The sequence below is a fragment of the Acidovorax sp. sic0104 genome, from assembly GCF_019219095.1.
Classification (GTDB): domain Bacteria; phylum Pseudomonadota; class Gammaproteobacteria; order Burkholderiales; family Burkholderiaceae_C; genus Acidovorax.
Window position 1 is genome coordinate 80,023 of record NZ_JAHUWH010000002.1, and the last position, 26,805, is coordinate 106,827.

General features: G+C 65.7%; 24 protein-coding genes. 14 read left to right on the forward strand and 10 right to left on the reverse strand.

From position 1 onward, the window contains the following. The 6 genes from KW835_RS04535 to bioB all read left to right on the forward strand — a co-directional run bounded on the left by KW835_RS04535 (position 1) and on the right by bioB (position 5,881). Positions 1–462 carry a PH domain-containing protein gene (locus KW835_RS04535; RefSeq protein ID WP_218381118.1) on the forward strand — a complete coding sequence of 154 codons (462 nt, stop codon included), beginning with the start codon at positions 1–3 and terminating at the stop codon, positions 460–462. Positions 463–483: 21 nt separating this feature from the next. Continuing rightward, positions 484–2,532, forward strand: a complete 2,049-nt coding sequence (locus KW835_RS04540; RefSeq protein ID WP_218381119.1) for an acetyl/propionyl/methylcrotonyl-CoA carboxylase subunit alpha — start codon at positions 484–486, stop codon at positions 2,530–2,532. Positions 2,533–2,617: 85 nt separating this feature from the next. Further along, positions 2,618–3,397, forward strand: a complete 780-nt coding sequence (locus KW835_RS04545) for a YdcF family protein (RefSeq protein ID WP_255593281.1) — start codon at positions 2,618–2,620, stop codon at positions 3,395–3,397. 78 nt (positions 3,398–3,475) lie between these two features. Then, complete coding sequence (locus KW835_RS04550) at positions 3,476–3,949, forward strand: VOC family protein (protein ID WP_218381120.1); 474 nt, start codon at positions 3,476–3,478, stop codon at positions 3,947–3,949. Positions 3,950–3,993: 44 nt separating this feature from the next. Then, the gene (locus KW835_RS04555) at positions 3,994–4,365 is read left to right on the forward strand and encodes a hypothetical protein (RefSeq protein ID WP_218381121.1); all 372 of its coding nucleotides are present in this window, start codon (positions 3,994–3,996) and stop codon (positions 4,363–4,365) included. Positions 4,366–4,798: 433 nt separating this feature from the next. Further along, positions 4,799–5,881, forward strand: a complete 1,083-nt coding sequence (bioB, locus tag KW835_RS04560) for a biotin synthase BioB (protein WP_218381122.1) — start codon at positions 4,799–4,801, stop codon at positions 5,879–5,881. A gap of 345 nt (positions 5,882–6,226) precedes the next feature. Here the strand turns inward: bioB and KW835_RS04565 are convergent, their stop codons facing one another. From KW835_RS04565 to KW835_RS04580, 4 genes are all read right to left on the reverse strand, one after another. After that, the gene (locus tag KW835_RS04565) at positions 6,227–7,819 is read right to left on the reverse strand and encodes a histidine kinase famiy protein (protein WP_370633579.1); all 1,593 of its coding nucleotides are present in this window, start codon (positions 7,817–7,819) and stop codon (positions 6,227–6,229) included. Positions 7,820–8,233: 414 nt separating this feature from the next. Then, the gene (locus KW835_RS04570) at positions 8,234–8,695 is read right to left on the reverse strand and encodes a YeeE/YedE family protein (protein WP_218381124.1); all 462 of its coding nucleotides are present in this window, start codon (positions 8,693–8,695) and stop codon (positions 8,234–8,236) included. Positions 8,696–8,713: 18 nt separating this feature from the next. Then, positions 8,714–9,145, reverse strand: a complete 432-nt coding sequence (locus KW835_RS04575) for a YeeE/YedE family protein (protein ID WP_218381125.1) — start codon at positions 9,143–9,145, stop codon at positions 8,714–8,716. Continuing rightward, positions 9,135–9,476 carry a helix-turn-helix transcriptional regulator gene (locus KW835_RS04580; protein WP_218381126.1) on the reverse strand — a complete coding sequence of 114 codons (342 nt, stop codon included), beginning with the start codon at positions 9,474–9,476 and terminating at the stop codon, positions 9,135–9,137. The genes KW835_RS04575 and KW835_RS04580 overlap by 11 nt, the downstream gene beginning before the upstream one ends. A gap of 128 nt (positions 9,477–9,604) precedes the next feature. Between KW835_RS04580 and KW835_RS04585 the strand changes: the two genes are divergently transcribed. Further along, positions 9,605–10,477 carry an MBL fold metallo-hydrolase gene (locus KW835_RS04585; protein ID WP_218381127.1) on the forward strand — a complete coding sequence of 291 codons (873 nt, stop codon included), beginning with the start codon at positions 9,605–9,607 and terminating at the stop codon, positions 10,475–10,477. Positions 10,478–10,626: 149 nt separating this feature from the next. Here KW835_RS04585 and KW835_RS04590 read toward each other — a convergent pair whose 3' ends face one another. Next, complete coding sequence (locus KW835_RS04590; protein WP_218381128.1) at positions 10,627–11,238, reverse strand: hypothetical protein; 612 nt, start codon at positions 11,236–11,238, stop codon at positions 10,627–10,629. Between the two features lie 308 nt (positions 11,239–11,546). On the opposite strand from KW835_RS04590, the gene KW835_RS04595 reads away from it, so the two are divergent. Then, complete coding sequence (locus tag KW835_RS04595; protein ID WP_218381129.1) at positions 11,547–12,140, forward strand: acyl-homoserine-lactone synthase; 594 nt, start codon at positions 11,547–11,549, stop codon at positions 12,138–12,140. On the opposite strand, the gene KW835_RS04600 is transcribed toward KW835_RS04595, so the two are convergent. Further along, positions 12,118–12,495, reverse strand: a complete 378-nt coding sequence (locus KW835_RS04600) for a DUF4902 domain-containing protein (protein WP_218381130.1) — start codon at positions 12,493–12,495, stop codon at positions 12,118–12,120. The genes KW835_RS04595 and KW835_RS04600 overlap by 23 nt on opposite strands. Positions 12,496–12,537: 42 nt before the next feature. Here KW835_RS04600 and KW835_RS04605 point away from each other — a divergent pair, with 42 nt between their 5' ends. The 3 genes from KW835_RS04605 to KW835_RS04615 all read left to right on the forward strand — a co-directional run bounded on the left by KW835_RS04605 (position 12,538) and on the right by KW835_RS04615 (position 15,901). Continuing rightward, entirely contained in the window at positions 12,538–13,272 is a 735-nt protein-coding gene (locus KW835_RS04605) for a LuxR family transcriptional regulator (RefSeq protein ID WP_218381131.1), read from the forward strand. Between the two features lie 287 nt (positions 13,273–13,559). Beyond that, positions 13,560–14,984 carry a mannose-1-phosphate guanylyltransferase/mannose-6-phosphate isomerase gene (locus tag KW835_RS04610; RefSeq protein WP_218381132.1) on the forward strand — a complete coding sequence of 475 codons (1,425 nt, stop codon included), beginning with the start codon at positions 13,560–13,562 and terminating at the stop codon, positions 14,982–14,984. Between the two features lie 11 nt (positions 14,985–14,995). Next, the gene (locus tag KW835_RS04615) at positions 14,996–15,901 is read left to right on the forward strand and encodes a WcbI family polysaccharide biosynthesis putative acetyltransferase (RefSeq protein ID WP_218381133.1); all 906 of its coding nucleotides are present in this window, start codon (positions 14,996–14,998) and stop codon (positions 15,899–15,901) included. A gap of 25 nt (positions 15,902–15,926) precedes the next feature. Here the strand turns inward: KW835_RS04615 and KW835_RS04620 are convergent, their stop codons facing one another. After that, entirely contained in the window at positions 15,927–16,685 is a 759-nt protein-coding gene (locus tag KW835_RS04620; RefSeq protein ID WP_218381134.1) for a TylF/MycF/NovP-related O-methyltransferase, read from the reverse strand. 109 nt (positions 16,686–16,794) lie between these two features. Between KW835_RS04620 and KW835_RS04625 the strand changes: the two genes are divergently transcribed. The 3 genes from KW835_RS04625 to KW835_RS04635 are packed head-to-tail and all read left to right on the forward strand — an operon-like array spanning position 16,795 to position 19,806. After that, entirely contained in the window at positions 16,795–17,031 is a 237-nt protein-coding gene (locus tag KW835_RS04625) for an acyl carrier protein (RefSeq protein ID WP_218381135.1), read from the forward strand. Then, positions 17,018–18,856, forward strand: a complete 1,839-nt coding sequence (locus tag KW835_RS04630) for an HAD family hydrolase (RefSeq protein WP_218381136.1) — start codon at positions 17,018–17,020, stop codon at positions 18,854–18,856. The genes KW835_RS04625 and KW835_RS04630 overlap by 14 nt, the downstream gene beginning before the upstream one ends. Then, on the forward strand, positions 18,853–19,806 hold the full coding sequence (locus KW835_RS04635; protein WP_218381137.1) for a class I SAM-dependent methyltransferase: 954 nt from the start codon (positions 18,853–18,855) through the stop codon (positions 19,804–19,806). The genes KW835_RS04630 and KW835_RS04635 overlap by 4 nt, the downstream gene beginning before the upstream one ends. Here KW835_RS04635 and KW835_RS04640 read toward each other — a convergent pair. Genes KW835_RS04640 through KW835_RS04650 form a run of 3 tightly spaced genes read right to left on the reverse strand, consistent with a single transcriptional unit; the run spans position 19,754 to position 26,804 of the window. Continuing rightward, entirely contained in the window at positions 19,754–20,599 is an 846-nt protein-coding gene (locus tag KW835_RS04640) for a class I SAM-dependent methyltransferase (protein ID WP_218381138.1), read from the reverse strand. The genes KW835_RS04635 and KW835_RS04640 overlap by 53 nt on opposite strands. Further along, positions 20,596–25,773: a glycosyltransferase gene (locus KW835_RS04645; protein WP_218381139.1), complete on the reverse strand. Its 5,178-nt coding sequence runs from the start codon at positions 25,771–25,773 to the stop codon at positions 20,596–20,598. The genes KW835_RS04640 and KW835_RS04645 overlap by 4 nt, the downstream gene beginning before the upstream one ends. A 5-nt stretch (positions 25,774–25,778) precedes the next feature. Beyond that, positions 25,779–26,804, reverse strand: a complete 1,026-nt coding sequence (locus tag KW835_RS04650) for a glycosyltransferase (protein ID WP_218381140.1) — start codon at positions 26,802–26,804, stop codon at positions 25,779–25,781. Position 26,805 lies beyond the last annotated feature (1 nt).

Consider the following 26,805-nt stretch of genomic DNA (forward strand, 5'->3'; position numbering starts at 1 on the left):
ATGTCTGCGCCCCGCGCGTTTTTCACCTCCCGGGTGGACTCCTGGCTGTTTGCCATCGGTCCGCTGGCAGGACTGTTCGCCATCAGTTCCGTGGCGCTGACTGCGGTGCCGTTTGCGCTCGATGCCGGTGTGCTGCAAGACAAGACGATGATGGCCCTGATCGCCGTGGTGTTTGCCCTGACCCTGCTGCTGCCCCTGTGGCTGCTGCTGGACACCAACTACACCGTGACCGCCGATGAACTGCTGGTTCGCAGCGGCCCCTTTCGCTGGCGCATTGCGCTCGGCCAAGTGCACGAGGTGCTGCCTGCTCGCAGCTGGCGGTCTTCGCCCGCCTTGTCGCTGGACCGTCTGCGCATCCGGTATGGCCAGGGGCGCAGCATCCTGGTGTCGCCGCGCGAGAAGCAGCGTTTTGTGGATACGCTGCGCGAGCGCTGCCCCTCTTTACTGACTACTGGTTTTTGAATTTCTTTTGAGGAACTCGTCATGTTCACCAAAATCCTGATCGCCAACCGCGGCGAGATCGCGTGCCGCGTTATTGAGACGGCAAAAAAGATGGGCATCGCCACCGTCGCCGTCTACTCCGACGCCGACAAGGAAGCCCGCCACGTCAAGCTGGCCGACGAGGCCGTTCACATTGGCGCCGCGCCCAGCCGCGAGTCGTATCTGCTGGCCGACAAGATCATTGCGGCCGCCAAGCAGACTGGCGCGCAGGCCATCCACCCCGGCTACGGCTTCCTGTCGGAAAACGAAGCCTTCGCCAAGCGCTGCGAGGACGAGGGCATCGCCTTCATCGGCCCCAAGGCGCATTCCATCGCGGCCATGGGCGACAAGATCGCGTCCAAGAAGCTGGCGAACGAGGCCAAGGTCAACACCATCCCCGGATACAACGACGCGATCTCCGGCCCTGATCAGGCGGTGGAGATCGCCAAGGGCATCGGCTATCCCGTGATGATCAAGGCGTCGGCCGGCGGTGGCGGCAAGGGCCTGCGCGTGGCCTACAACGACAAGGAAGCGTTCGAGGGCTTTGCGAGCTGCCAGAACGAGGCGCGCAACAGCTTTGGCGACGACCGGATCTTCATCGAGAAGTTCGTGCAGGAGCCGCGCCACATCGAGATCCAGGTGCTGGGTGACAGCCACGGCAATGTGATCTATCTGAACGAGCGCGAATGCTCCATCCAGCGCCGCCACCAGAAGGTGATCGAAGAGGCGCCGTCGCCCTTCATCAGCGACGCCACGCGCAAAGCCATGGGCGAGCAGGCCGTGGCACTGGCCAAGGCGGTGAAGTACCAGAGCGCCGGCACGGTGGAGTTCGTCGTCGGCAAAGACCAGGACTTCTACTTCCTCGAGATGAACACCCGCCTGCAGGTAGAGCACCCGGTGACCGAATGCATCACCGGCCTGGACCTGGTGGAGCTGATGATCCGCGTGGCCGCTGGCGAAAAGCTGCCGCTCACGCAAGCCGACGTGAAGCGCGACGGCTGGGCCATCGAGTGCCGCATCAATGCCGAGGACCCGTTCCGCAACTTTTTGCCTTCCACCGGCCGCCTGGTGCGCTTTCAGCCGCCCGAGGAAACCATGTTCCAGGGCGACACGGACAAGAAGCTCGGTGTGCGGGTGGATACGGGCGTGTACGAGGGTGGCGAGATCCCCATGTACTACGACTCGATGATCGCCAAGCTCATCGTGCACGGCACCGACCGCAACCACGCCATCGCCAAGATGCGCGCGGCGCTCAACGGCTTCGTGATCCGCGGCATCAGCAGCAACATTCCCTTTCAGGCAGCCTTGCTGGCCCACCCGAAATTCGTGACCGGCGAGTTCAACACGGGCTTCATCGCCGAGCACTATGGCAAGGGCTTCCATGCCGAAGACGTGCCGCACGAAGACCCGCTGTTCCTGGTGGCGCTGGCCGCGTTCATGAACCGCCGCTACCGCGCGCGTGCCTCGGGCATCAGCGGGCAGTTGGCGGGGCATGAGGTCAAGGTCGGCGAGCAGTTCGTGGTGGTCACGCTGGGCGCAGGGGGTGAGAACGAACACCATGCCGTGTCGGTGACCGATTTTCAGGACAAATCCGGCTCCAGCGTTGTAGCGGTGGGCGGCAATAGCTATCAAATCAGTAGCGCCGCTACGCTGGGGCAGATCCGCGTGCAGGGCCAGTGCAACGGCGTGGGCTTTACCGCGCAGGTGGAGCGGGGCGCGGGCAAGAACCCGCTGGCCCTGCGCATTGCGCACAACGGCACGCAGATCGAAGCCGTCGTGCTGTCGCCGCTGGGCGCGCGCCTGCACCGGTTGATGCCTTTCAAGGCGCCGCCGGACCTGTCCCGCTTCCTGCTGTCGCCGATGCCCGGGCTGCTGGTTGACGTGGCCGTGCAGCCTGGCCAGAAGGTGCAGGCGGGCGAGAAGCTGGCGGTCATCGAAGCCATGAAGATGGAGAACATCCTGTTCGCCGCGCAGGATGGCGTGGTGGGCAAGGTGATGGCTGGCAAGGGTGAATCGCTGGCGGTGGACCAGGTCATCCTTGAGTTCCAGTGACCTGATCGCTGTGACCGCGAACGCAGCGGCAATGGCGCAAAGGGGCGTGCGGCCCGGCCACCCGGTCCCCCAGCGCCCTTGGCCGATGGCACGCGTCGCGTGCGCCGTCACGGCCCCCATCCTCCTGGCCGACGGGCTCGCGCTCATGGCGATGGGCCTGTTCAGCATGGGGGTGACCGTGCCAGCGGCGCTGGGCTTTGCGCTGGGCCTTCTGGCCTGGCGGTGGCACCCCGTAAAGCACTGGATGGCGAAGGCACCCTGGCGCCAGCGGGCCTGGCGCGCCGGCTGGGTGGCGCTGGGCCTGTGGCTGGCCAGTGTGGCGGTGTTCTGGGGCGTGATCCTGCAGCAAAGCCGTGCGCTGCACAGCGAGGCCGGCGGCATTGTGGCGCCAGCGGCCATCATCGTGCTGGGCAGCGGCACGCCCCACGGCAAGCCGTCACCCGCGCTGCGGGCCCGGCTGGACAAGGGGCGCGAGCTGGCAGAGCAGCACCCCGGCGCGTGGGTGCTCGTATCCGGCGGCGTGGACTTTGGGGAAACCTTGAGCGAAGGCCAGGTGATGGGCGACTATCTGCGGGCACAAGGCCTGCCGGCCGAGCGCATCCTGCAGGAAGAGCGCAGCACCAGCACCGAGCTGAACCTGCGCTACAGCCTGCCGCTGCTCGAAGCCCAGGGCCTGGGTCTCGGCGCCCCCGTCGCGGTGGTGACGAGCGACTTCCACACCGTGCGCGCGCTGCGCATCGCGCGCCGCATCGGCTACACCCAGGCCTTCACCGCGGCGGCATCCACGCCGCTGTACCTGCGCTACAACGCCTGGCTGCGCGAGTACTTCGCGTTTGCGAGCAGCTGGGCGCTGGGCGAGGTGTGAGGCCTGCGCGAGCCACCCGCGCATTTCTTGACGACGACATCGACGACGACATTCCTTTTCTTGCACCGGACCATTGCCATGAACACCTCCCACCTTCGCCCCTTCAAAGTCCTTGGCATCCAGCAGGTCGCCATTGGAGGGACCGACAAGAATCGCATGAAGACCCTGTGGGTGGACATGCTCGGCCTCACCCAGACAGGCACCTTCCGGAGCGAGCGAGAGAACGTGGACGAAGACATCCTGGCCATGGGGCAGGGCCCCTACAAGGTCGAGGTGGACATCATGCAGCCGCTCGATATCGACAAGAAACCCGCCGTGCACGCCACGCCGCTCAACCACATCGGCCTGTGGATCGACGATCTGCCCAAGGCCGTGGAATGGCTCACCACCCAGGGCGTACGGTTTGCGCCCGGCGGGATCCGCAAGGGGGCTGCGGGTTATGACATCACCTTTTTGCATCCCAAGAGCAATGACGAATTTCCCATTGCCGGCGAAGGCGTGTTGATCGAACTGGTCCAGGCCCCGGCCGATGTGATCGCCGCTCTGGGTTGATGGGTTGGAACGAGCCGAACATGGCACCTGGAATGTCCGCCCGCATGGCAACCGCCCTGGCGGCCCGGAGTTTTCGGGGGGCGCGTGCTCTCGCCGCCGTGGTCATCGCATGCGGGGCAGGGTGGTGTGCTGCGGGGGGCGGTGCCGGTAGCTACACGCTCGATTGGCACGGCGCCGGCGAAGTGCTGGAGTACCGCTCCTGCGGCTGCGCGGACAGCTGCTGGGTTGCCAGCGTGAAACGCCTGGCCACTCGCCAGACCCTGGCGCAGTTGCGCTGCGACTGCGAAAAAGCCTACGCCCGCGTGGGAGCGAACGTCTCGGAGACGCCCTACGCGGACAGCTGCAGCGCGTTTGAGCGCCCCGGCGACAAGCCACAGGCGATCCGGCAAGCGCTGGAGGCGCTGCTCGGACGCTGACTGGTGCGGCAAGGGTACGGCACCGCCAGGCCCCCGATCCTTCGGCGATGGAACGACCATAACTTCGTCCAATTTCAACGGGCCCTGCCAGCGTCTGCGCCGCAGTTGGCGGCAAATGCCGGCACGTTGGATGCAGTGGCGTGCATGCGTCCAAGCCAGCACGTCGAAAGTCCGCCAAATGCCCCGAATGCGCGGTCTTCTGCATCGAAACAGACACGCAAATTGGCAGCCGTTGGCGCAGCGTTTTTGTTGGCACTTTTTGTGACCCTGGAGCACTCAAAGGCACCTTTTTCCCCCCCAGAATCCGCACTCATTCGCCGCCGCCGGCCTCCTGCAGGGAGCCCGCGGCCTGGTCCACCTCTGCGGCTGCGCCCTGATCAAATGCCCCGTGCGTTCCAGGTCCGCCGCAGGCGCCCCGAAAGGAAACTTGCCCATGTCGTCCACCCTCGTCACCGCTCCCACGCAGTCCCAGGTCACCGTGCAGGTGCATCGGCGTGCTCCCGCTGCCGTCGCCCAAGGCCCCTGGTCGGTGCAGGCCATCCAGGCGTTGCTCGACAAGCCGTTGATGGATCTGCTGTTCGAAGCCCAGACCGTGCACCGCCAGCACTGGCCTGCGGGCGATGTCGAACTGGCCACGCTGCTGTCGGTCAAGACCGGCGGCTGCCCCGAGAACTGCGGCTACTGCCCGCAGGCCGCCGAGTTCGACACTGGCGTGAAAGCCCAGAAGCTGATGGAGGTCGACGAAGTGGTGCGTGCGGCGCAGGCGGCCAAGGACGCGGGCGCCACGCGTTTTTGCATGGGCGCAGCCTGGCGCGCTCCCAAGGACCGCGACATCGAGAAGGTGGGCGCTCTGATCACCGCCGTGAAGGACCTGGGCCTGCAGACCTGCGCGACCCTGGGCATGCTGGAGGCTCACCAGGCCCGCGCCCTGAAGGATGCCGGCCTCGACTACTACAACCACAACCTGGACACGGCGCCCGAGTACTACACCGACGTGGTCAGCACCCGCGCATACCAGGACCGGCTGGACACCCTTGAGCACGTGCGCGGTGCCGGCATCAGCGTGTGCTGCGGCGGCATTGTGGGCATGGGCGAGGCCCCCGTGCACCGCGCGGGGCTGATCGCCCAGCTGGCCAACCTCGATCCTTACCCGGAGTCCGTGCCCATCAACAGCCTGGTGCGTGTGCCAGGCACGCCGCTGGCCGATAGCGAGCCCATCGACCCACTGGACTTCGTGCGGGTGATCGCTGTCGCCCGCATCACCATGCCCAAGGCCAGGGTGCGGTTGTCGGCGGGTCGCCAGCAGATGGGCGAGGCAGTGCAGGCGCTGTGCTTCCTGGCAGGCGCCAACTCCATTTTCTATGGGGACAAGCTGCTGGTGACCGGCAACCCGGACGTCGAGGCCGACGTGCAGTTGCTGGCCAAGCTGGGCCTGAACGGCCACCGTACGCAAGCTTCCGCGCCCGTGCACGACGACAGCCCACCAACCGCCTGTTCCGAACTGGCTGGCCGTTGATACCAGAGGATGCGGGCCTCCAGCGCCCGGCCATCCGCTGCAACGGCCCCTATGCAGGATGCGGCAGTAGCGACAGATGACCTCGGAGTGGTCGCCCCCATGGGCATCCGCGTGTCATGCCCGGCAGCCAGGAATGGAGCGGCGGAATGATCCCCGCCGGACGTCCGTTCGTGGGGCAGCTACTCTGTTCCCGCCAATCTGTGAACCATTGTTGCTCCAGCCATCACGGCTACCGCGGCCGCTGGAAATGATCCAAGGCGCAGGGCCGGGTCGAATCGCCAATCGCCGCGCAGGCATGCAGACGCCGGGTCTTTCCACGTGCGCGGGGTTGCGCCCTGTGCCTCATCAGCCATGCCGCGAGCGACCCGGGCGCGCGTCCAAGGCCAGCCGCACGCGCCGGGCCAAGTCCTTCATGCCGTATGGTTTTTTGAGAATGTCGAACTCTACCCCCTCCACATCGTCCACCATGCTGCCGTCACCGGCGTAGCCGGTGGTCAGCAGGATGGCGATGCCCGGATGGCGGCTTCGCAGCTCTCGTGCCAGCATGAACCCGTTCATTCCCCCAGGCATGAGAACGTCGGAGAACACCATGTCGGGCCGGTTGCCGCCTCCGGACTCGCCGATCCAGGCGAGCGCGGTCGCCGCATCCGTCTCAATGCGGACGCTGTAGCCCAGGCTCTCCAGCATGGCGCCCGCCAGGTCGGCCACCTCGCGGCGGTCATCCACCACGAGGATCAATTCGCTTCCGCCATGTTCCGAAACCTCGTCGTCGGAGCTGTCGCGCTGGCTGGGCGGCTGCGTGGTCGCCGGAAAGTACAGGCGCACGGTCGTGCCAACACCCACTTCGGAGTAGAGGTTGACGGTGCCTCCGGACTGTTTGGCAAAGCCATACACCATGGACAACCCCAGCCCAGTGCCCTTGCCCTCGGGCTTGGTGGTGAAAAATGGGTTTACGACCTGCTTGATGAGTTCGGGAGGGATGCCTTCCCCCGAGTCCGTGATGGAGATCGAAACATATTGGCCAGGCCGCAGGCCACCGTAGGCCGTCACGTCGGCGCCAGTCACGTGAACATTGGCGGTGGACACGATCACCGTGCCTCCTTGTGGCATGGCGTCTCGCGCATTGGTAATGATGTTGAGGAGCGCCAGCTCCAGTTGCGTGGGATCGACCTGGCAGTTGGCGAGGTCCGGTGAGAGATCCATATCGAGCGTGATGCCCGCGTCCACCGTGTCCTTGATCAGATTCCGGATGTTCTGCGCTGCTGCGTTCAGGTTGATGGGACGCCCCTCCAGCCGCTGCTTGCGCGCGAACGCAAGCAGTTGCTGGGTGAGGGTGGACGCTTTTTTCACCGCGGCCACCGCGCTGTCTGCACTGTCCAGAACAGCCTCGTCACCGTTGCCCGCCTTGACGCGGCGCTTGAGGATTTCAAGGTGGCCGGAAATCACCTGCAGGAGGTTGTTGAAGTCATGCGAGATGCCACCGGTCAGTTGGCCGAGGGCCTCCATTTTTTGCGCCTGCGCCAGTGCCTGCTCCGCATCGCGGCGGCGGCTTACATCCAGCTGCGAAGCAAAGAAGTACACGAGCTCCCGGTCATGGTTGTACACGGGCGAGATGTACAAAGCATTCCAGAAGGAGGTGCCGTCCTTGCGGTAGTTGAGAATTTCCGTGGTGATCTCCGTCCGCTCTGAGATGGCTTGCCGGACCGAGGCGACAGTCGCTCTGTCGGTCGCAGGCCCCTGCAGAAACCGGCAGTTGGACCCCAGGATTTCCTCGCGCGAATAGCCGCTCATCGACAGGAATGCGCGGTTGGCAAACACGATGGGATTGTCCGGCTGGCGAGGGTCTGTCACGAGCATGGGCATGCGCGTGGTTTCTATGGCTGTGAAGAAGATATCGCTGGAATGGTCGGATATCGTTGTCACGTTGGAGCCCAGCACCGACACCTCGGGTGCGATGGATCCGGTGATAGGAGGCTTTTCGGGTTCAGAGCTCATGCGGCATTAGACCGAACGACATGGGCGATGCATGCAGGACAAGCGCCACAAAACCTTTACGCGTTGTGCATCGGCCACACGCACTGCTGCCCCCCGGCGCCGGGCCCTGCAGATGGGGCGATAACGCGATGCTTTCGCACCGAGGTTCCGTCGCCAGTGCCTCGCCCAACTTCCGCGCTCGCTTTAGCAGCAATGGTCGAACTGAATGAGCGCCGTAGCCGCAGCCAGCGACCCAACAACACCCGCCAGAGGGTGTGTCAAAAAGGCCATCACCGGGGCCAGCAACAGCAACTGCCTGAGGCCCCAGCCGTAAAGCAGGCCAGCCTTGCGCACGTAGACGCTATGCGCTGGCAATCGTCATGGCTTTGCGACCTGGTTTAGAAGCCGCGCAGATTGGGTTGCCCGACGTCCCTCCATCCACTCGAAGACACCCATGCCTGCCAGCATGGCGAGCACGAAGACCACGGCCTTGGGCTCGCCGGTGCCCAGCGAGACGATCGCCGGCCCGGGGCAAAAGCCCGCAATGCCCCAGCCCAGGCCGAAAAGCAGGCTACCCAGCACCAGGCGCCGATCGATGTGACGTGTGGTGGGCAGTTGCATGGCGCCTCCCAACACACTGGTGTTGCGCTTGCGTGCCACCGCGAAAGCCACCGTTCCCACCAGGATGGCGCCGCCCATCACGAAGGCAAGCGAGGGGTCCCACTGGCCGGCCAGATCAAGAAAACCAAGCACCTTGCCGGGGTCGGTCATGCCCGAGATGACGAGGCCCAGGCCAAAGACCAGGCCGATGCCGAATTCGGAAATACGCTGGAGCTTCATGGTTCGGTTCTCCTGGGTTCAGGCCAGCACGTGGCGGACGAGATAGACGATGGCAAAGCCGGCGCTCATGAAGGCCAGTGTGGCCACCAGCGAACGCGGCGACAGGCGCGACAGGCCGCACACTCCGTGGCCGCTGGTGCATCCCGAGCCATAGCGTGTGCCCACGCCCACCAAAAGCCCGGCCAGCGCCACCAGGCCCCAGCTGGCGTCGATGCGCACCTCGCTGGCGCCCGCTGCCAGACGGTACAGCAGGGGCGATGCCAACATGCCCAGCAAGAAGGCGACGCGCCATGCCACGTCCTCGCTCCGTGGTCGCAGCAGCCCGCCCAGAATGCCGCTGATGCCCAGGATGCGGCCATGCAGCAGCACGAAGGCGGCTGCCGCCAAGCCAAGCACAATGCCGCCCGCGAGGGCAGCCCAGGGGGTGAAATGGTCCCAATCAATCTGCATGCGGTGCCTCCTTGGGTGCACAGAATTGTTCAAACAGGGTCCGCATGACGGCCAGCGCCTGAGCGCTGGAGATGCGGTAGTGGATGTGCTTGCCATCGCGGCGAGTGGTCACCAGCCCCTCATCGCGCAGTACACCGAGCTGCTGCGACAGCGTGGGCTGAGCGACACCCACCAACGCTTCCAGCTCGCCCACGCGCTTTTCTCCTTCGCTGAGCTGGCACAGCAGCAGCAGCCGGTCGGGGTTGGACAGCGCTTTCATCAGCCGGCAAGCGCTGTCAGCCGAACGACGCAAACTTTCCAAGTCCATGGGGGTCGTGGTTTCAGCTTGCATGGGAACTCCATTGAAAGTGGTTGTGAATGAGCGACTGAATGCCTTGAGCCTTGATCAATAGTTTATTGACAAACATAATATTCGTCAATAAACTATAAATGTCGCAATTGAATGCGCACCGACACCCCATGCAAAACCCCATACAGCCCCAAATTCAGGCCTTCTTCGACCCCGTTACCTGGACGGTTTCGTACGTGGTCTTCGACCGCGCGGGCGGGCATTGCGCCATCGTCGACCCGGTGCTCGACTACGACCCCAAGGCGGGCCGCACGCGCACTGGTTCGGCCGGGAAGGTGGTTGATTTTGTGCAGGAACAGCAGCTCAGCGTACAGTGGATACTGGAAACACATGCCCATGCAGACCACCTCACGGCCGCGCACTACCTGCGCGAAGTGCTGGGTGGCCAGATCGCCATCGGTGCTGCCATCACCCAGGTGCAAAAGGTCTTCAAAGGCATCTTTCACCTTGAGCCGGGTTTTCCTACGGACGGCACGCAGTTCGATCATCTCTTCGCCGATGGCGAGGCGTTTCGCATCGGCGACCTGCAGGCGCGAGCCCTGGCAGTGCCGGGCCATACTCCAGCCTGCATGGCCTACCAGGTGGGAAACACCGTGTTCGTGGGCGACACCTTGTTCATGCCCGATGTGGGCACGGCGCGCTGCGACTTCCCCGGTGGCAATGCGCGGACGCTGTACCAGTCCATTCAACGGCTGCTGGCCCTGCCGTCGGAAACGCGCCTGTTTATGTGCCACGATTACCCGCCCGAGGGCCGAGAGCCCGCCTGGGAGACCACGGTGGCCGAACAGCGAGCCAACAACATTCACGTTCACGACGGCGTGCGCGAGGATGAATTCGCCGCCATGCGCAGTCGCCGTGACGCCACGCTGGAGATGCCGGCGCTGATCATGCCGTCAGTGCAGATCAATATCCGCGCAGGCCATATGCCGCCCAAGGATGACAACGGCGTGGCCTACCTGCGCATACCGCTCAACGCGCTTTGAGCGCCAATTTCCGAGATCCAGTACACCCGCGACACAGCGACTCGATAGCGAGAAGCTGCAGGCTGCGCCCGCGGTTGCTGGCGCTGTCGTGGCGGTGGATGAGCTTCAGGCCACCCGGGCGCTCCCTTTTTTTGCCAGCGCTATTCGGTTCATCGCTTGCCAGGGCTGTAGCGCAAGGAACCGAGCGTCATCACAAATCCAGGCTCTACCGCGCTGGCGTGCTCAGAGGCCACCTGCGTCATCACGATCACTGTCGTGCCCGCCAGCGCTGCTTTGAAAAAGCGCGCCTCGTGCGGCAGGTCTTGCCCCAGCAGGCTCACCACGAACCGCTGTGAAACACCCTTGCTTTCCTTGCCGGCCACTTCGCGGGCAATGGGCGACTCGGTGACCGCGCCCATCCGGAGCTGCTGCGCGGTATTCGACCGCGCCGCATCTTCACGGTTGCGAGCGGCGGTGGCGGCGAATTTCTGGATGTCCTGGCCCGCGAGGAAGGGGCTGAACATGAAGGTCACGATGGATTCGTCAGGGCCCTCGATGTCGATGCTGCGCAAACGCGTTTCGTCTTGTGCCACCACATCGTCGGCGACTTTCCAGCCAGGTGGGTGATCAAAGCTCACGCCGTCTTTGCTGTAGGTGATTGGAGGGGCCGCCTGCGCGACGACGGGCTGCGCCGTGAATAGCAGGGCCGCTGCGGCCATCGACGCAAAGAGGCCAAAGAGGCGGGGCAATCGGGTGCTGGAGGGCAGGGCGGTGAAGCGCATGGTCAAGAAGGGTGGTATGTCGATATCGGGCATGTGGCTTCATGCAGGGCTGTTCAGTCCTGCACGCATTCATGCACGCAGTGTAGGTGCTCGGCTGCGAGCGCGTGCCGCTCAGGTTCCAGCGTCAATGCGACCTGGCGCGCTTGCGGAAAACCGGAAAAAAGCACAACGCCCAAGCCGGCTCCGGGTTTGGGCGGCACCCCTTGCAGCATCAACTTGAAAGCGCGCGCAAGCTACCTCTTCTGACAGTTTCTGTCCGCTTCTCGGCTCGGTTCAATGGCTCTTGCCCCCTTACTTCGCAAAGCCAGATGACCTACCACTTCCAAATCTCTACAGCTGCCCAGATCGACCAAAGCGACCTGCGAGCCATGTTCCGCCTGAGATATTCGGTCTTTCACGAAAGACTGGGATGGGACGTGAAATCTCGGGACGGCATGGAACACGATGAGTTCGATGAACTGCCCGGTGTGGCCTACGTGCTGGCCAAGCATCCAGCCGGTTCTGTCGATGCGTGCTGGCGGCTCTTGCCAACCACCGGTCCGTACATGCTCAAAGACAGCTTTCCGCAGCTGCTTCACGGGCAGCCGGCTCCCGCCAGTGACGATTGCTGGGAGCTCAGCCGATTTGCCGTCGCGACTGACCGCGTAGGGACCGCGAACGCGACCTTCGGAGAAATGCCGATGGCTCTGATGCGCCAGTCGTTTCAGTTCGCACTGGAAAACGGAATCAACCGCTACGTGACGGTGACCACGCCCGTCATGGAAAGGATGCTCAGACACCAGGGCCTTCATGTCCACAGGATGGGCCCGTCGATCCGCATAGGCGTGGCCTCGGCTGTGGCGCTGATGGTCGAGGTCGATCACATCACTCTCTCGGCCATCAACGCGCGGTTGGCTCACTGAGGCCGCGCACAAAGCGGTCGCAAGTCCTGAAGACCGCAGGCTTCCAGTCGAGCCGGTCGACCAACCGCAACAGTGCAAGTTCTGTGAGGCCGCAGCCCAGGTCCAGGGCATCGTCGTTCAGCAGCATGAGATTGGAGAGGACGACCCGCGGGCAGGGGTGCAGGATGGCGCCATCGTCCAGCCGGATCCAGTCCCAGCTCACGACCAAGAGCGCATCGGGATGCGAAGCCACCCATTGCGTGAAACCGCTGCGTGCGCGGGAGCACGTGATCTCGGTGGAATGGTGCGTCAGGCCCAGGAGGTTGAGGGCCTGTGCAGGTATACGCACATAGTAGTCGTTATTTTTTCTGCTCACGCCTATCATGGAGTTGTTACCAACTGCGAGCTGGAGTATCGAATGTCGACAGGCGCTTCAGGGCCCGTTTCCATAGAGGCTTTGTCGAAGATCTTCGACGCGTCTACGGATCAAGAGTTTTTTGCCAGTATGGAGGCAATCACACGCGACATGGGTTTTGAAAGGTTTTTGGTCGGTACGCAATGGTTCGACGACAACGGTGCGCCCGTCTACAAGATCGCCAGCGGCTATCCCGGCGGATGGCAGCGCCTGTACGCCGAGCGGCAGTATGCGGGCCTGGACCCCACGGTCCAGCATTGCCGCACCTCCACCGATGTGGTGGTTTGGTCCGAGGATTTTTTCGCGCAGTCGGGAACGCTGGACTTTTTCGAGGAAGCACGTGGCCACGGCCTGGGATATGGGCTGAGCTTGCCGGTGCACGAAGCGCGTGGAGTCAAAAGCATGATCAGCCTGGCTCGGGACAAGCCCATACAAGACCCCCGGGAGGAGGCCCAAATGCTCGCGTTTGGAAAGGTGCTTGCCAGTTGCGCCCATTTTGCGCATCGGGGCCTGATTGCAAGCGAGGCCGCGCTCGGTGCGAAGCCGCAGATTTCTGCGCAGGAGTCTCAGTGCTTGCATTGGGTCGCGCTCGGAAAGACATCCGCCGAGATTGGCCAGATCATGTCGATCGCCGAACCCACGGTCGTTTTTCACGTCAAGAACGTGATGGAGAAGCTTGACGTGAAAAACCGCAGCCAGGCGATTGCCGTCGCGTTTCGACTGGGACTGCTGATGTAGCTTTTTTCCGGTTGGAATCATCCCGACCACTTTACGCATGCGGTCCCGACAAGCCACCATCAGGAATGGGAGGGCTATCAATTTTGCTAGGACAGGTGTTGCCCAGCTGCATCAAGATGAAGCAATAGGCGAAAGTGTTCTTTGGCCTCAGTTTCCGAATTTGGCATTTAACATAATATACATCGTATATAGCAATGATGACTTGAGCCAATCGCGAGGTGCACGCTCAGGCGCTGGTGCGGACAAAGTATGCTCAGACTCGAATTCACTCGACGTTCTCCACGCCAATGCCCTCGCTTGCTCCAGCCCATGTTGTTCAGCCGGTAATTCTGTCGGGCGGTAGCGGTACGCGTCTGTGGCCCTTGTCAAGGATGCAGCACCCGAAACAGCTTCAAGCCCTTGCCGGCGACGACACTCTTTTGCAGGCTACTGCTCGCAGGGCTGCAGCACTGCCCGGCGCCCAGCCTGCGGTGGTGATCACAGGGGAGGAGCATCGATTTCAGGTGATGGACCAACTGTCACGGGCAGGCTGTGCACCCGCGTGTGTGTACCTGGAGCCCGAGGGACGCAATACGGCACCGGCGATAGCCCTCGCTGCGCTGCATCTCGCCCAGAGCAATCCCCATGCCTTGATGCTCGTGTTGCCTGCGGACCATCTACTGGGCGACCACGCTGCGTTCGCAGCCGCCGTGGCCACCGCCCAGTGCGCCGCTCAAAAAGGCTGGTTATGTACCTTTGGCATTGCGCCATCGGCGCCCGAAACAGGGTACGGCTACATCCTGAAGGGTGCGTCACTGCCCGAGGAACCACAAGTTTTCCATGTCAGCAGCTTTGTAGAAAAACCCGACTCCATCCTTGCGCGCCGCCTGCTGGACGACGGTGGATACCTGTGGAACAGCGGCATCTTTCTCTTCAAGGCTCAGGCGTTCCTGGATGAGTTGCAGGCCCACCGTCCGGATGTGTTCGCCGCAGTGACCGCGGCTTGGCTGGGCCGCAGCGAGGACATGGGCTTTGTCCGACCGCAGGCGGAAGCATTTCGGGCGTGTCCTGCGATTTCCATCGACTATGCGGTCATGCAGTCCACGTCGATGGCTGCCGTGGTGCCTGCGGCCTTCCCCTGGAGTGATGTCGGCAGTTGGGAAGCCCTGTGGCAGGCATCGCCCAAGGACGCCAACAACAACAGCGTCTCGGGGGATGTGATGTTGCACGGGACCCGCAACAGCTATGTCCGCGCCGAGCACCGGCTGGTGTCGGTGATCGGGATGGACAACGTGGCGGTCGTAGAAACGGCGGACGCCGTACTGGTGATGAACAAAGAGGACTCCCAGGACATTCGTGCAGTGGTCGAGCAGTTGCGAGCGGCAGGGAGAACCGAACTGGTGCAGCAGATCCGGGTGCACCGCCCCTGGGGCTGGTACGAATCGACCGATCGCGGGGAACGCTTCCAGGTCAAGCGCATCATGGTCAACCCGGGCAAGAAGCTTTCGCTGCAGATGCATCACCATCGCGCCGAGCATTGGGTGGTGGTCAGCGGCACCGCACTGGTCACCATGGACGGCGTCAAGCGCCTGCTGGCCGAAAATCAGTCGGCGTTCGTGCCCCTGGGCCAGAAGCACCAGTTGGAGAACCCGGGCAGCATCCCTCTGCAACTCATCGAGGTGCAGTCCGGCAGCTATCTCGGTGAAGACGACATCGTACGGTTCGACGAATAGCGCCCAAGACCATGGAGCAGGCAGCCCCCCCCTACCCTTTGGTCTACGGCAGCCAAAGCCCAGACGCACGAACCGTGCTCGTTTACGGCAACTGCCAGGCACCCTCCGTGGCCCAGGGTCTGGCCGCTCTGGATGACCTGCACGAAGACTTCCGCTTCGTGTGCGTGCTCAACCATGTACCCCCTGGCATGGAGATGCCTGTGGTGCCGGATGCATGGCTGCAGAACCTGGCGCTGTTGATACAGCAGCACGAAGAGCGAGCCGACTACCCCGTTCTGGTTGCGCTGCGGCAGCGGCTGCCGGCCGGGGTGCCGGTGGTGACGTTCCCGAGCTTTTTCCTGCCATGCCTGTGGCCCTTCGAATGCGTGGAGACGCGCCCCGGCATGCCCGACCCCGCCCACCCCTGGGGGCGGTATCCGCTGGGTGACATGATCGGGCTGGAGCTGGCCCGGGCAGGACTGCAGGGCCCGTTGGCCGTTGCAGCCTACATGGATCTTTCAGCGCGCAAGCTACCGAACATGCAGGTGCGGCTGCAGCGCGACCTGCAACGAATGCGCGGCTACGACCGGCACTGCGATGTGAAACTGGCAGACTATGTCGAGTCCACCTTCCGACGCGAGCATCTGTTCTGGACCAACGGACACGTCAGTGGGACCGGTATGTATGTACTGATCGAGAAGGTGGCTCAGGCCATCCGCCGCTTTGTGGGCGGAAGCGCGCAGCGCGCACAAGCCTGCTTGGCGGGGCTGCATGACCATGGTGGGCTGGGAGCGCACCAGTTGCCGATCCATCCGCTCGTGGCCGAGGCTTTGCAGCTGGACTTCTGGCAGATTGACATGACCTACCGCTGGGAGTCCCAGAACTGGACTTTCTTCGAGTACATCCAGCGCTACATCGACCACGACACCGACTGGTGAGCCGGTCGGGCGGGGGCCGACAGCCTCAGTTGCTGCGCTGCCAGTACCAGCAGCGGCTGTCCACCTGCACCATGGGCTCGGTAATGCCGCGCTCGGCGCGGAAGCCGTCCACGGCGGCCCGGCAGTCTGTCCATTCGTCCTCGCCATAGTCATCCACAATGAGATAGCCGCCGGGGGACAGCCGGTCGTACAGGTTCACCAGGCAGTCGCGCGTGGATTCGTAGTAGTCGCCGTCCAGGCGCAGCACGGCCAGGTGGCCGATGGGCGCTTGCGGCAGCGTGTCCTTGAACCAGCCCGGAAGAAAGCGCACCTGCTCGTCCAGCAGACCATAGGTGCTGAAGTTCGCCCGCACGGCCTCCAGACCCACGGCCAGGCGCTGGTAGGCATCGCGCATGACCGGGCCATGGAAGGCAGCAGCTTCCTTGGGGAAGCGGGCCGCATCGGGCTCGGGCAGCCCCTCGAACGAGTCGGCGGCCCAGACGCTTCGGTCGGTCACACCGTGCACTTTGAGCACGGCCCGCATCAGAATCGCAGCCCCTCCGCGCCAGACTCCCGCCTCCAGCAGATCGCCCGGCACCCCCCGGCGGAGTACGTCTTCGATGCAGGCCTGCAACTGGTCGAGGCGTACGCGCGGCAGCATCGTGACAGCGCTGCCGCGGATGTAGTGGTTGATGAAATCCAGTACGAAGCGCGCACGGCCCGCGCCCACGTCGGGCTCGGTCCGCACGAGCGTGTCCGTCAGGCTTTTCTTGAGCAGATCGAGGTACAGGCTGGCGGCTTCCAAGCGAGGGAACCTCCGTGGTTTTGGTTTAAACTGGTCCGCACGCCCCCAGGGGCGCACGAAGCCGCGCATCTTGCCAGAAAACCCCACCTCCCCTGCCCCCCAAGCTTCCTTGGCGCCCCTTCCAGAGGTGCTCGTCTTCATTGCTTCGGTACTGCAGGTCGATCCCTCGCAACTGCGCGAAGATGACGGCACCGACACGGTTCCAGCCTGGGACAGCCTCAAGACCGTCATGATGGCCAGCATGATCGAGATCAACCACGGGGTGACTCTGGACAACAGCGAAATGGAACGGCTGACCACCGTACGGGCAGTGCGCGAAGTGCTCGCCCGCCATGCATCCCGCTGATTTTGCTCGTCTGCGCGAGCGGCTTGCTGCGCCCCGCCCCACCCTCCCCGATCTGTCATCCTGCGCGGCGGCGCTGACATCGTTGGCGCAACTGGAAGCGGCACGGCAGCAGTCCGAGCCCACCGGCGCCCCCGTGCGGCGCATTGCCATTGCAGGGGATTGCAGCGTTCAGTTGCTGGCGCAGGCAGTGATCTGCGCAGTGGCGCAGGAGGGTGAGCTGGCGCAAGTCCATGCCGTTCCGTACGAAGAAATGCAGCAGCAGTGCCTGGAGCCGAACTCTGCCTTGCATGCCTTTCGCCCCGACACGGTACTGCTGGTGCCAGACTGGCGCACGGCCACGCCCCCTCTGCCAGCTGGCAGCAGCACGCAGATGGCCGACAAGGATTTGCAAGAGCAAGTGCAAGAGCAGGTCCAGCGCTACGCCCGGATCTGGGACGCCTTGCTCGCGCGCGGCTGCCACATCATCCAGCATCTGCTGGTACCCGCACCGCACCAGCCCGGCGGGGTGGCTCAAAGGCGCGACCCAACTTCGGTCAACCGACGCGTTGATGCACTCAATGCAGCACTGCTGCAGGCCAGTGCGGGCCGCGTCACCTGGATCGAGGCCGACAGCCTTGCGACGCAGCTGGGCCTGGAGGCTTGGTCGTCTCCCCGCTTCTGGTACGCGGGGCGCATCAGTTTCGACCCACGCTTTCTGCCTGACTACCTGCCCTGGTTTCGGGGCGCCTGGCGCTTGGTCTCGGGGCGCGTTAAAAAGCTCCTGGTCTTGGACCTGGACGATACGCTGTGGGGTGGCACCATCGGCGATGACGGGCTGGACGGCATCGCACTGGGCCCTGGTCATGGCGGCAGAGGCGAGGCATTCGCAGCGTGGCAGCAGCACCTGGCGCAGCTCGCTGCGCGGGGCGTGGTGCTTGCGGTGTGCAGCAAGAACGACGAGGAGATTGCAGCCGCAGGCTTTGCGCACCCCTGCGCCGCGTTGCACCGCGGTGATTTCGCGGCTTTCGTATGCAACTGGCATGACAAGGCCCGCAACCTGCGCCGAGTGGCCGCCGAGCTGAACCTCGGCCTGGACGCCATGGTGTTCGTGGACGACAACCCCGCCGAGCGCGCTCTGGTGATGCAGGCACTGCCAGAGGTCAGCGTGGTGGATATTGGCACCGACCCTGCACAATTCATCGCCCGCCTGGAAGCTGGCCATTGGTTCGATCTGCAGCACACAACCTCCGAGGATACGGGACGCACCCAGGCCTATGCAGCCCGCAATCAGGCGCAACAGGCGCTGGAGCAGTCCGTTGACATGGCCGCTTACCTGGCCGGCCTGCAGATGACGGCAAGTGCAGTGCCCGCAGGGCCGGCCGACCTGCCCCGCCTGGCGCAAATGGAGCTCAAGACCAACCAGTTCAATCTCACGGGGCGGCGCTTCAGCCAGCCGCAGCTCGCCCTGGCGCTGGAGGACCCCACCCGGCTGGTGCTGGCCCTGCACCTCGACGACCGGTTTGCCGACCATGGCCTCGTATCCTCGCTGGTGGCGGTGCGCGAACAGGGTGTCCTGCGCATCGACAGTTGGCTGCTGAGCTGCCGTGTGTTCGGCCGCACGGCCGAGGCCTTCATGTTCGCGGAGCTGGTGCGCATCGCGCGCGCCACGGGGGCCAGCGCCATCCAAGGCGAGTACATTGCAACGGCCCGCAACGGGGTGGTAGCCGATCTCTACCCCCGTCTGGGCTTCAAGCCGTCGGACTCTGTCGGGCGGCTGTGGCACCGCGACCCGACCCTGCCGCTGGACGACCTGGCCTGTTCCATCACCCACAGGCAACTGCCATGAGCACTCTCGCCGACCCGCAGCTCATCGCCAAGCTCGACGCCGCCTGGGGCGACGAGCAGGCCTGGACGGCCGAGGGCCTGCACTGGCTCCACCTGGACGCTCTGCGGACTCGCAACAACCGCCAGGTGAGCGGCGACGATACGGTGGATGCCCTGGACTGGCTGGGCCGGCACGCGGATCAGGCGGGAGATCGGCCCTTCCAGCGCGCCCTCGTGCTGGGCTGCGGCGATGGCTGGCTGGAGCGCGGCGTGCGCGGCCGCGGGTTGGCCCACACGGTGGTTGCCATGGACCTCTCCCCCCGCGTGCTTGAGCGAGCCCGCCAGCTGTCCGAGGGCATTGCTGGCATCACCTACGTACAGGCTGACATGAACCAGCTGCCCGTGGGCAACGCTCCGTTCCTGCCGGGCAGCTTCGATGCCGTTCTGGCATGGTCCAGCGTGCACCACTGCAGCCACCTGGAGCAGCTGTACTGCGCGGTGCACGCGTTGCTGCGCCCCGGCGGCTGGTTCTTCCTGGATGAGTATGTGGGGCCGGACTATTTCCAGTTTTCCGAGGCGCACATGGAGCAGGTGCGTTCGCTGGCTGGCATGCTGCCCGAGCGGCTGCGGACCACGCGCTCCGGCTTCGTGCGGCGCGAGTTCCAGGCACCCACGGTGGCAGAGGTCCTGGCGGTCGACCCGAGCGAAGCTGCCGCCTCATCGCACATCCTGCCCTTGCTGGGAACGCACTTCGATGTCATCGCGAAGCGGCCCTATGGAGGCAGCCTGCTGCACGTGCTGCTGGCCCACATCGCCCAGAATTTCCAGTCACCTGAAGGTGCCCGCTGGGTGCGGGCGCTGATCGCCGCCGAAGACGACCTGCACCGCCAGGGCCTGCTGGAGCAGCATTTCTGCAGCGTCATTGCACGCCGACCGCACGCAGCCAGTCCGCAACCCACTCCCGCCTGTTGACGCCCAGCGGCCCCATCACCGCCTGCGGGCGCTCGATTGCCCGGCCAGCATCCACCTGGGCATAACTGTCCAGAATGTCCTGGCGCCGTGCAGACAGCGTCCGCGAGGTGGGATCGAGTCCGGCCACCAGAGTGAGACCGGTTGGAGACACCGGCAAGGTCACCACGCGCAACCCTGGCCGCAGCGCCCGCAGGCAGGGCACGAGCTTCCAGCCATCGCCACTGTAGAAGCTCGTGCTGCGCGTGCTATCGGAAGTGAGCGTGTTCAGCGGGAGGGTGTCGTGCAGCACCGCCAGCGCGCCAGGCGCAGCCCAGCGTTCCAGCGCAATGAAGTCGTCGAGGACCGTCTCGAAGCGGTGGTCGCCATCGATAAAAGCCATGTTGAACCCGTTCCCGTGCAGTGCGCATCCCTCTGGCGGCGCCCTCAGGAATTGGCCGCTGGGCATGGTGTAGACCTGCACCGGAACGCGGCAGCGGGCCAGCGGATCGCCCAGGGGCGCGGGGTCCACCCCCACGGCCCGGGTGGGCGGCCGGGCCAGGGCCAGCGAGAGCCCGCGCTCCACACCGATTTCCAGATACAGCGCGGGCTGCAGCAGCTCGTGCAGCCAGCCCAGCACGGTGTGGAAATCCGGGCCGGGCCAGCGCAGCCGCGCCAGAGCCACATGCACGTGGGCCAGGTCGGGGTCCAGCGCAAGCACCTGCTCCAGGACCTCGCGCGCTCCCGCTCGGTCAGCGCGCCGCAGGCGCAGGGATGACTCGATCAACGCGGGCCGCTGCAGCCGGGGCAATTTCATGTCGATGCGGCGCTTTCCAGCACTCTGCGCAGGGTGCTGGCAAACACCTCGGGGTCGTAGCGCAGCGCGCACTGCTGCCACGCCGCGTGTTGCTGCCGCTGCCATGCGGCGTCGTCCAGGCACAGGCGAGCCACCGCCTGCGCAAACGTGCGTGCGTCGCGAGCGCCCAGCACGTCCGTGCCGTCGCGCCACTCCAGCTGCCGCACCAGCAGCGCAGACGCCACCACGGGAATGCCTGCGGCTGCAGCCTCGATCACCTTGGCCGGCACCCCGCCCGCAAAACGCACAGGCGCGATGAACACGCGTGCGGCGTCGTAATGCGGCTCCAGCGCCGCCTGCGGACCGAGTATGCGTACATTCTCGCCTGCAAGCGCAGCCACGCGGGCAGACAGGCACACACCCACCACCGAGAGCACGGGCGCTCTACCCAGGCGCGCGTGCAGCAGCGGCATGACCTCCTGGATGAACCACAGCAGACCGTCTTCGTTGGGGGTGTCAGGGTGCAGCGCGCCCACGAACAGCAGGCCCGTGCGAGGCCCCGGGCCCGGAGCCTCGCGGCGCAGCGCAATTCCATGGCTGAGCACATGGGTGCGGTGGCCCGCCGCCTCAAAGTGGCGTGCGTCCCGCTGCGACACCACCAGCACATCGCTCGCGCCATCGGCCAGCGCCATCTCGCGGGCCAGGCGCTCGCGCTGTGCCTGGGATGACAGGGGCCTGCCCTGCACACCCGCCATGGCAATCTCCCGCAGCGCAAACAGGGCCTCGGCGTCGTACACCAGGCTCATGCCATAGAACAGGTCCGGGCGCCTCTGGCGCAGGGGCTGCAGCCGCTCCAGATTGGGCGGGCGGCTCACCAGCATCACGTCGTACAGGCCCCTGCGCTGCTCCAGGAAGGCTTCAAGGCCCTCGAAGTGGTGGCCCAGGGCCACCTCCACGCTCGCGGGCAGGGAGTCATACACCCGATGAACATGGTCGTGCTGGACCCACAGTGGAAAGAGGGTCACAGGCCAGCCGTCCAGCGCGTGCAGCATCCAGCGCGCGCGTGGCAAGCCGCCGCCCTTGTAGCTGTAAGGCACCTCGTTGTCGATGAACAGCACACGCGGCCGCCGGGGTTCATCGTCGGGCGAGCGCCACCGGTCCCCCGCGAGCGGCAGCGCACCGGGGCGCGGCCGATGGCGCAGCAGCCACTGGTGGCGCTCGCTGAACAACTGGCGGTTGCGCTCCATCAACTCCGTGGCGCTGCTGCCGGTGGCACTACCCCATTCCAGGTGCTCCAGCAGCACCGACGGGGCGTAAACCACCCGCAGCCCCGCCTGCCACACACGCAGGCAGTAGTCGGTGTCCTCGTAGTAGGCCGGGGCAAAGGCTTCGTCGAAGCCATCGAGCATGCGCCACACCGGTGCTGGCGTGACCAGGAAGACCCCGGACACGTAGTCGGTGTCGCGCGCTGCCAGCGCTCCGTGGTGGAAGGCGTCTTCGCCTCGGCCGATGCCGCCGGCCGAGCCGTCGTCGAACAGAAGGTTGCCGGCCTCCTGCAGGCCCCCTGTGGTGAGCACCACGCGCGCACCCAGCGCGCCGATGCCAGGGTTGGCTCGCATGAGGCGCAGAGTCTCATGCAATGCACCCTCCTGCAAGATGGCGTCGCTGTTGAGGAAGGCCAGGTAGCGGCCCCGGGCGGCCTGGGCGCCCTGCCGTGCAGCGCGCAAAAAGCCCAGGTTCCCGGCATTGCGCAGTATCTGCGCACCCCTCAGGCGCTCCAGCAGTTGAGGCGTGTGGTCGCTCGACGCATTGTCCACCACGACGGTCTCGAAGCGCACGCCTTGCTGGTCCGCCAGAGCCTGCAACGTGCGCAGCGAAAGCCCGGCCTGGTTGTAGAGCACCACGATGACCGACAGCTCCGGCGGTCCGTCGGGCGCGGGCAGATCAATGGTGCGGGGCTGCTGCAGCCACTGGCCCAGCATGCGCCGCGCGTGCTCGCGCAGGCGGTCCTTGGCGTGGGGCGCAGCTCCTTCGCTGCTCGCCTCGCGCGCCCAGCGCCGGCACAGCGCCTCGATCTGGGCGGCCACGCGGCGTCCATCCACAAGAGGCGATGCCGCCACGCGCGCGCGCAGTCCGGCACGCAGGCGCGCCAGGCCCTGCACGTCGTGCGCCAGTGCGGCCGCCCGGCCGACGAATGCCTCCCTGGTTTCGGCAACCCATTCCTCCAGGCCCAGCGCATGCAGCAGCGAGGCACCTTGCCGGGCACCTGCCCAGCCGCCGGCCAAGGTCACTACGGGCACGCCCATCCACAGCGGATCCAGCAGACTCAGGCCGCCATTGCCGGGAAAACTGTCGAGCACCACATCGATACGCCTGCACCAGAGCAGGTATTCGGCGTGGGGGACGAAGGGGTCGAAGAACACCCGGTCGGGCGTGACGCCCACGGCACGCATGCGCCGCAGCACATCGCGGCGCAGCGGCCAGTCGCCCGCGATCTCCCCGATGAAACGGATGGCGGACCCAGGCACGGCCGCAACCACGCGCGCGAATGTGTCCAGGCAGTCGGCATCCAGCCTGAGGCTGCGCGACGTGACACCGAAGGTGGCCCCCTTGGCGGCCAGCAGCGGCGGCGGTCCTGGCTCGGGAGCTGCGGCGGGCGGCGCCCAGCACCACTGCCCCCCTTCCAGGCGGGCCACTTCCTCGGCGTGGTGCACGGTATGTGCCAGCGGCACAGACACGGCATCGGCCAGCAGCGCATCGAACAGGCCGCCCGCCGAACCCCAGCCGCCCAGCCAGGCCACCTGCACCGGCGCGATGCGCTGCGCACAGGCCCTGAGCACCTCGAACTGCGCCTCCACGGGGTGCAGGCCCCCGGTGTCGATCACCACGTCGATCCTGTTGGCCGCACAGGAGGCGGCCAGGGTCTGCGGCTCCAGCGGCTGCACGTGAATGTATGCAGGCAGATTGCGCACGGGGTGGTTGGTGTAGACGAAAACCTGGGCACGGCCCGGGTCATGCGCAGCCAGCACCGGCGCCAACAGAGCATCGTGCAACTGCCCTGCGATATAGGCAATGCGCGGCCTGCCGTCTGCAGCTGCAGGCCTTTGCGGCATGGGAAGGCCCGCAGTGCCGCTGCGCAGCTTGAGCCCACGGTATGCGTCGCGTGCCTGCCGGGCCAGTGTGGCCGGATCGGAATGCGCTGACAGCGACGCGGCATACAGTGCGGCGGCTTGCAGCCAGGGGTCAGGGTCCAGTTCCTCGCAGGCCACGCGGGCAAGCCGGTGCAGGCATGCCTGCCCTTGCGTATGCACGGCCTGCGCGAGCGCCGCCTGCCACTGGTCCCGCAGCAGATCGGCAGGGATCAGCAGCAGCAATCGGCGGCCCGCGTCTTCGCCCAGTGCAATCAGGCGCAGCACGACGCGCACGGCCTGGGCCGAGTACCGGTCGCTGCGCAGCAACTGCTCGCACGCCGCCAGGGCTTGTCCATGGCCCGCTTCGACCAGGTAGCGAGCACGCGCCAGCAGCGCGGGAAACCAGCCGGGGCGTTGCGCCAGCAATGCGTCCATGCTTTGCACTGCATCGTCCAGCTGGCCTGCCGCAGCCTGGACCTGGGCCAGTTCCAGGTACAGGGCTGGGTCGTCCGGTGCGATCTCCAAGGCACGCAGCAGCACAAGCTGCGCCTGCCCGTTGCGGTGCAAGGCCAAATTGACGGCGCCCCACTGGCGCAGGCAATCCACATTGTCAGGGGCCAGTCGCAGGGCCTCTTCGATGGCCGCCTGCGCTTCGCCAGCGCGGCGCTGGTGCAGGCGCACATGCGATAGCGCCCGCCACGCCTCGGCCAGCGAGGGCGCGTGGGCCGCCGCGTGCTCTGCCCACCGCTGGGCGTCGCCCACCAGTCCGGCCGAGAGGAATATGAAGCTGGCCTGCACCTGTGCCGCCACATCGTCGGGCACGAGGCTGAGCAGCGCCTGCGCGGCAGCCACCGCTTCGTCCGTGTCGCCACGCTCCAGAGCCAGCCACCCCTGGCTGCGCCAGGCCTCGATGTTGTCCGGCAGCTGGGCTGTGACGTGGCGCAGCAGGCTGGCGGCACGCCGCCGCCGGCCCGCCCGCGCATGTGAGAGCGCTAGAAGTCGCCACAGGTCGCCGTGCTGCGCCTGCAGGCCACGCAGCACGGGCACCAGGAGGCGGCGCACTGCAGCGTGGTCACCCTCCTCCAGCAAGGCCTGCGCTAGCAGGCCCAGGGCGGCCGGGTGGCGCGGTTCGCGCTCCAGCGCCAGACCCAGCAGCCAGCGCGCCCCTTCGTGGTGCTTCCACCCGTACTGGATCTGCGCGCGGCGCACCAGAGCATCGGTGTTGCCAAGGTCGCGCTGCTGCACTTCCAGAAAAGCGGCATCCGCGCCCTCCAGGTCGCCCATCTCCTGCAACAGAACGCCCAGAACGTGCCAGTCGCTGGCCTCTCCGGGCTGAAGGCGCAGCCATTCGCGTGCAATGTGCGAGGCGGCGGACAGGTCGCCGCGCGTGCGGTGGTAGGCCAGCTCCTCGGCAAACAGCAGCGCGTCTTCAGGCCACGAAAGCCGGGCGGCACGCAGCTCTGCGTGCGCGGTGCTGGTGTGGCCAGCCCTGGACAGGCACTGCACGAGGTGCAAGTGCATCACGGGCTGCTGGGGCGCGTCATGCGCCAGCGTGCCGATGGCCTCGCGCCACAGGCCCGTGGCCTCCTGTACGTGGCCCTGGTGCTGCAGCAGCCAGGCGACCTGCTGCAGGCGGGGCGGCGTGCGCTCTGCCGCCAGCGCCTGGCGGGCGCGCGCGAGCGCCTGCGCGTCGTGGCCCAGGCCATGCAGCACCCATGCGAGGGCAAAGGCTGCCTCGTGCAACAGGGGGTTGACTGTGCAGGCCTGCTCAAAGGCCAGCGCCGCAGCCTCGCGCTCACCGGCCTGCTCCAGCACGTAGCCGCTGTACCAGTGCAGCGGCGCGAAATGCGGGGCCCGCTCGCGCGCGGGCAGCAGAACCTCGCGCGCTTGCGCCAACTCGCCTGCCTTGAAGAGAAAAAAGCCCAGCGCTGCGGTTGCGCTCCAGTCGTCGGCATGAACCGCCACCACCGCACGCGCCGCAGCGATGGCTTCGGTCAACGCTCCCGCTGCAAAAAGGCTCCAGGCCCGCTCTGTGTCCGCTGGTGCGGCCGTTGGCTCATCCATGGGCGTCAACGCGCCGCATGCCCCGCCAGCAGGCCCAGCAGTTGCCCAACGATCAGCGGCGTGGCGGCCGCGTGGCCCAGACCCTGCCGGCGGGCCACGGCACTCACATCCTCATGCGCGGCCAGCAGGCTGCGCAAGGCATCCGCCCATCGCTCCACGGGCGCGTGGGGGTCCAGCACCGTCCCCGCGCGTCCGACGATCTCCGGCAGCGCGCCCCGGTCGCTCGCCAGCACCGGCATGCCATTGAGCTGCGCTTCCACGGACGTGCGGCCAAAGGACTCCTCCCAGACTGAAGGCATGAGCAGCAACCGTGACCGGGCATAGACGGGCCGCATGTCGTCCACCGGCTCCAGCCATTCGATGTTGCCCAGTGACTGTGCACGCCTGCGGCACCAGTCGCGCCACACGGGTTCGATGTTCCAGCTCTCCACTACAAGGAAAGGGATGTCCGGGCAATGCGCGGCCAACGCGAACATCAGCTCCACCCCCTTGATGGGGACCGGATTGACGAACAGTACCTTGTCGCCGCTGGCACCTGCGAGGTAGCTATCGGCCTGCACCACGGGTGGGATGACTGCACACTGCAAACCTGCCAGCGCACGCCAGCGCTGCGCTGTGAAGTGCGAATTGGCCAAGTACAACAGCCGTGGATCGGGCACCAGCCTGCCCCCGAGCTGATGGGATTCCACGTTGTGCAGGTAAACGACCGTTGGCCGCCCGGTATCCAGGCTGGCAAGCACCATGCGGGTCAGCGACATGCCACTTTGCACCACGATCGTATCGGGCTGCCATGCTGCAGCCACCAGTGGCAGCGCCTCCAGCGGTGCCGGCGCACGCATGCACAGGTAACCGAGCGAAGTGTCGCTGACCGAGGGCGCGATCGTGCCCGCCGCACCTTCCACCTGTCCACAGAGCACAGCCGCCGTTGCCCCGGCCACGCCGATAGCATGGCACAGGTCATGGGTAGTGGTCTGCAGCCCTCCCTTGATCGAAGGCAGGTGCGGATAATCCGAAACGAAAAGTACACGCATC

Bases quoted from the DNA above. Each gene is read 5' to 3' on its own strand.
- KW835_RS04605 (WP_218381131.1), top strand. From the start codon at position 12,538: ATGTCGACAGGCGCTTCAGGGCCCGTTTCCATAGAGGCTTTGTCGAAG.
- KW835_RS04630 (WP_218381136.1), top strand. From the start codon at position 17,018: ATGCATCCCGCTGATTTTGCTCGTCTGCGCGAGCGGCTTGCTGCGCCC.
- KW835_RS04585 (WP_218381127.1), top strand. From the start codon at position 9,605: ATGCAAAACCCCATACAGCCCCAAATTCAGGCCTTCTTCGACCCCGTT.
- KW835_RS04570 (WP_218381124.1), bottom strand. From the start codon at position 8,695: ATGAAGCTCCAGCGTATTTCCGAATTCGGCATCGGCCTGGTCTTTGGC.
- KW835_RS04590 (WP_218381128.1), bottom strand. From the start codon at position 11,238: ATGCGCTTCACCGCCCTGCCCTCCAGCACCCGATTGCCCCGCCTCTTT.
- KW835_RS04545 (WP_255593281.1), top strand. From the start codon at position 2,618: ATGGCACGCGTCGCGTGCGCCGTCACGGCCCCCATCCTCCTGGCCGAC.
- KW835_RS04650 (WP_218381140.1), bottom strand. From the start codon at position 26,804: ATGCGTGTACTTTTCGTTTCGGATTATCCGCACCTGCCTTCGATCAAG.
- KW835_RS04645 (WP_218381139.1), bottom strand. From the start codon at position 25,773: ATGGATGAGCCAACGGCCGCACCAGCGGACACAGAGCGGGCCTGGAGC.
- KW835_RS04635 (WP_218381137.1), top strand. From the start codon at position 18,853: ATGAGCACTCTCGCCGACCCGCAGCTCATCGCCAAGCTCGACGCCGCC.
- KW835_RS04640 (WP_218381138.1), bottom strand. From the start codon at position 20,599: ATGAAATTGCCCCGGCTGCAGCGGCCCGCGTTGATCGAGTCATCCCTG.
- KW835_RS04540 (WP_218381119.1), top strand. From the start codon at position 484: ATGTTCACCAAAATCCTGATCGCCAACCGCGGCGAGATCGCGTGCCGC.
- KW835_RS04595 (WP_218381129.1), top strand. From the start codon at position 11,547: ATGACCTACCACTTCCAAATCTCTACAGCTGCCCAGATCGACCAAAGC.
- KW835_RS04610 (WP_218381132.1), top strand. From the start codon at position 13,560: ATGCCCTCGCTTGCTCCAGCCCATGTTGTTCAGCCGGTAATTCTGTCG.
- KW835_RS04555 (WP_218381121.1), top strand. From the start codon at position 3,994: ATGGCAACCGCCCTGGCGGCCCGGAGTTTTCGGGGGGCGCGTGCTCTC.
- KW835_RS04535 (WP_218381118.1), top strand. From the start codon at position 1: ATGTCTGCGCCCCGCGCGTTTTTCACCTCCCGGGTGGACTCCTGGCTG.
- KW835_RS04580 (WP_218381126.1), bottom strand. From the start codon at position 9,476: ATGCAAGCTGAAACCACGACCCCCATGGACTTGGAAAGTTTGCGTCGT.
- KW835_RS04615 (WP_218381133.1), top strand. From the start codon at position 14,996: ATGGAGCAGGCAGCCCCCCCCTACCCTTTGGTCTACGGCAGCCAAAGC.
- bioB (WP_218381122.1), top strand. From the start codon at position 4,799: ATGTCGTCCACCCTCGTCACCGCTCCCACGCAGTCCCAGGTCACCGTG.
- KW835_RS04550 (WP_218381120.1), top strand. From the start codon at position 3,476: ATGAACACCTCCCACCTTCGCCCCTTCAAAGTCCTTGGCATCCAGCAG.
- KW835_RS04575 (WP_218381125.1), bottom strand. From the start codon at position 9,145: ATGCAGATTGATTGGGACCATTTCACCCCCTGGGCTGCCCTCGCGGGC.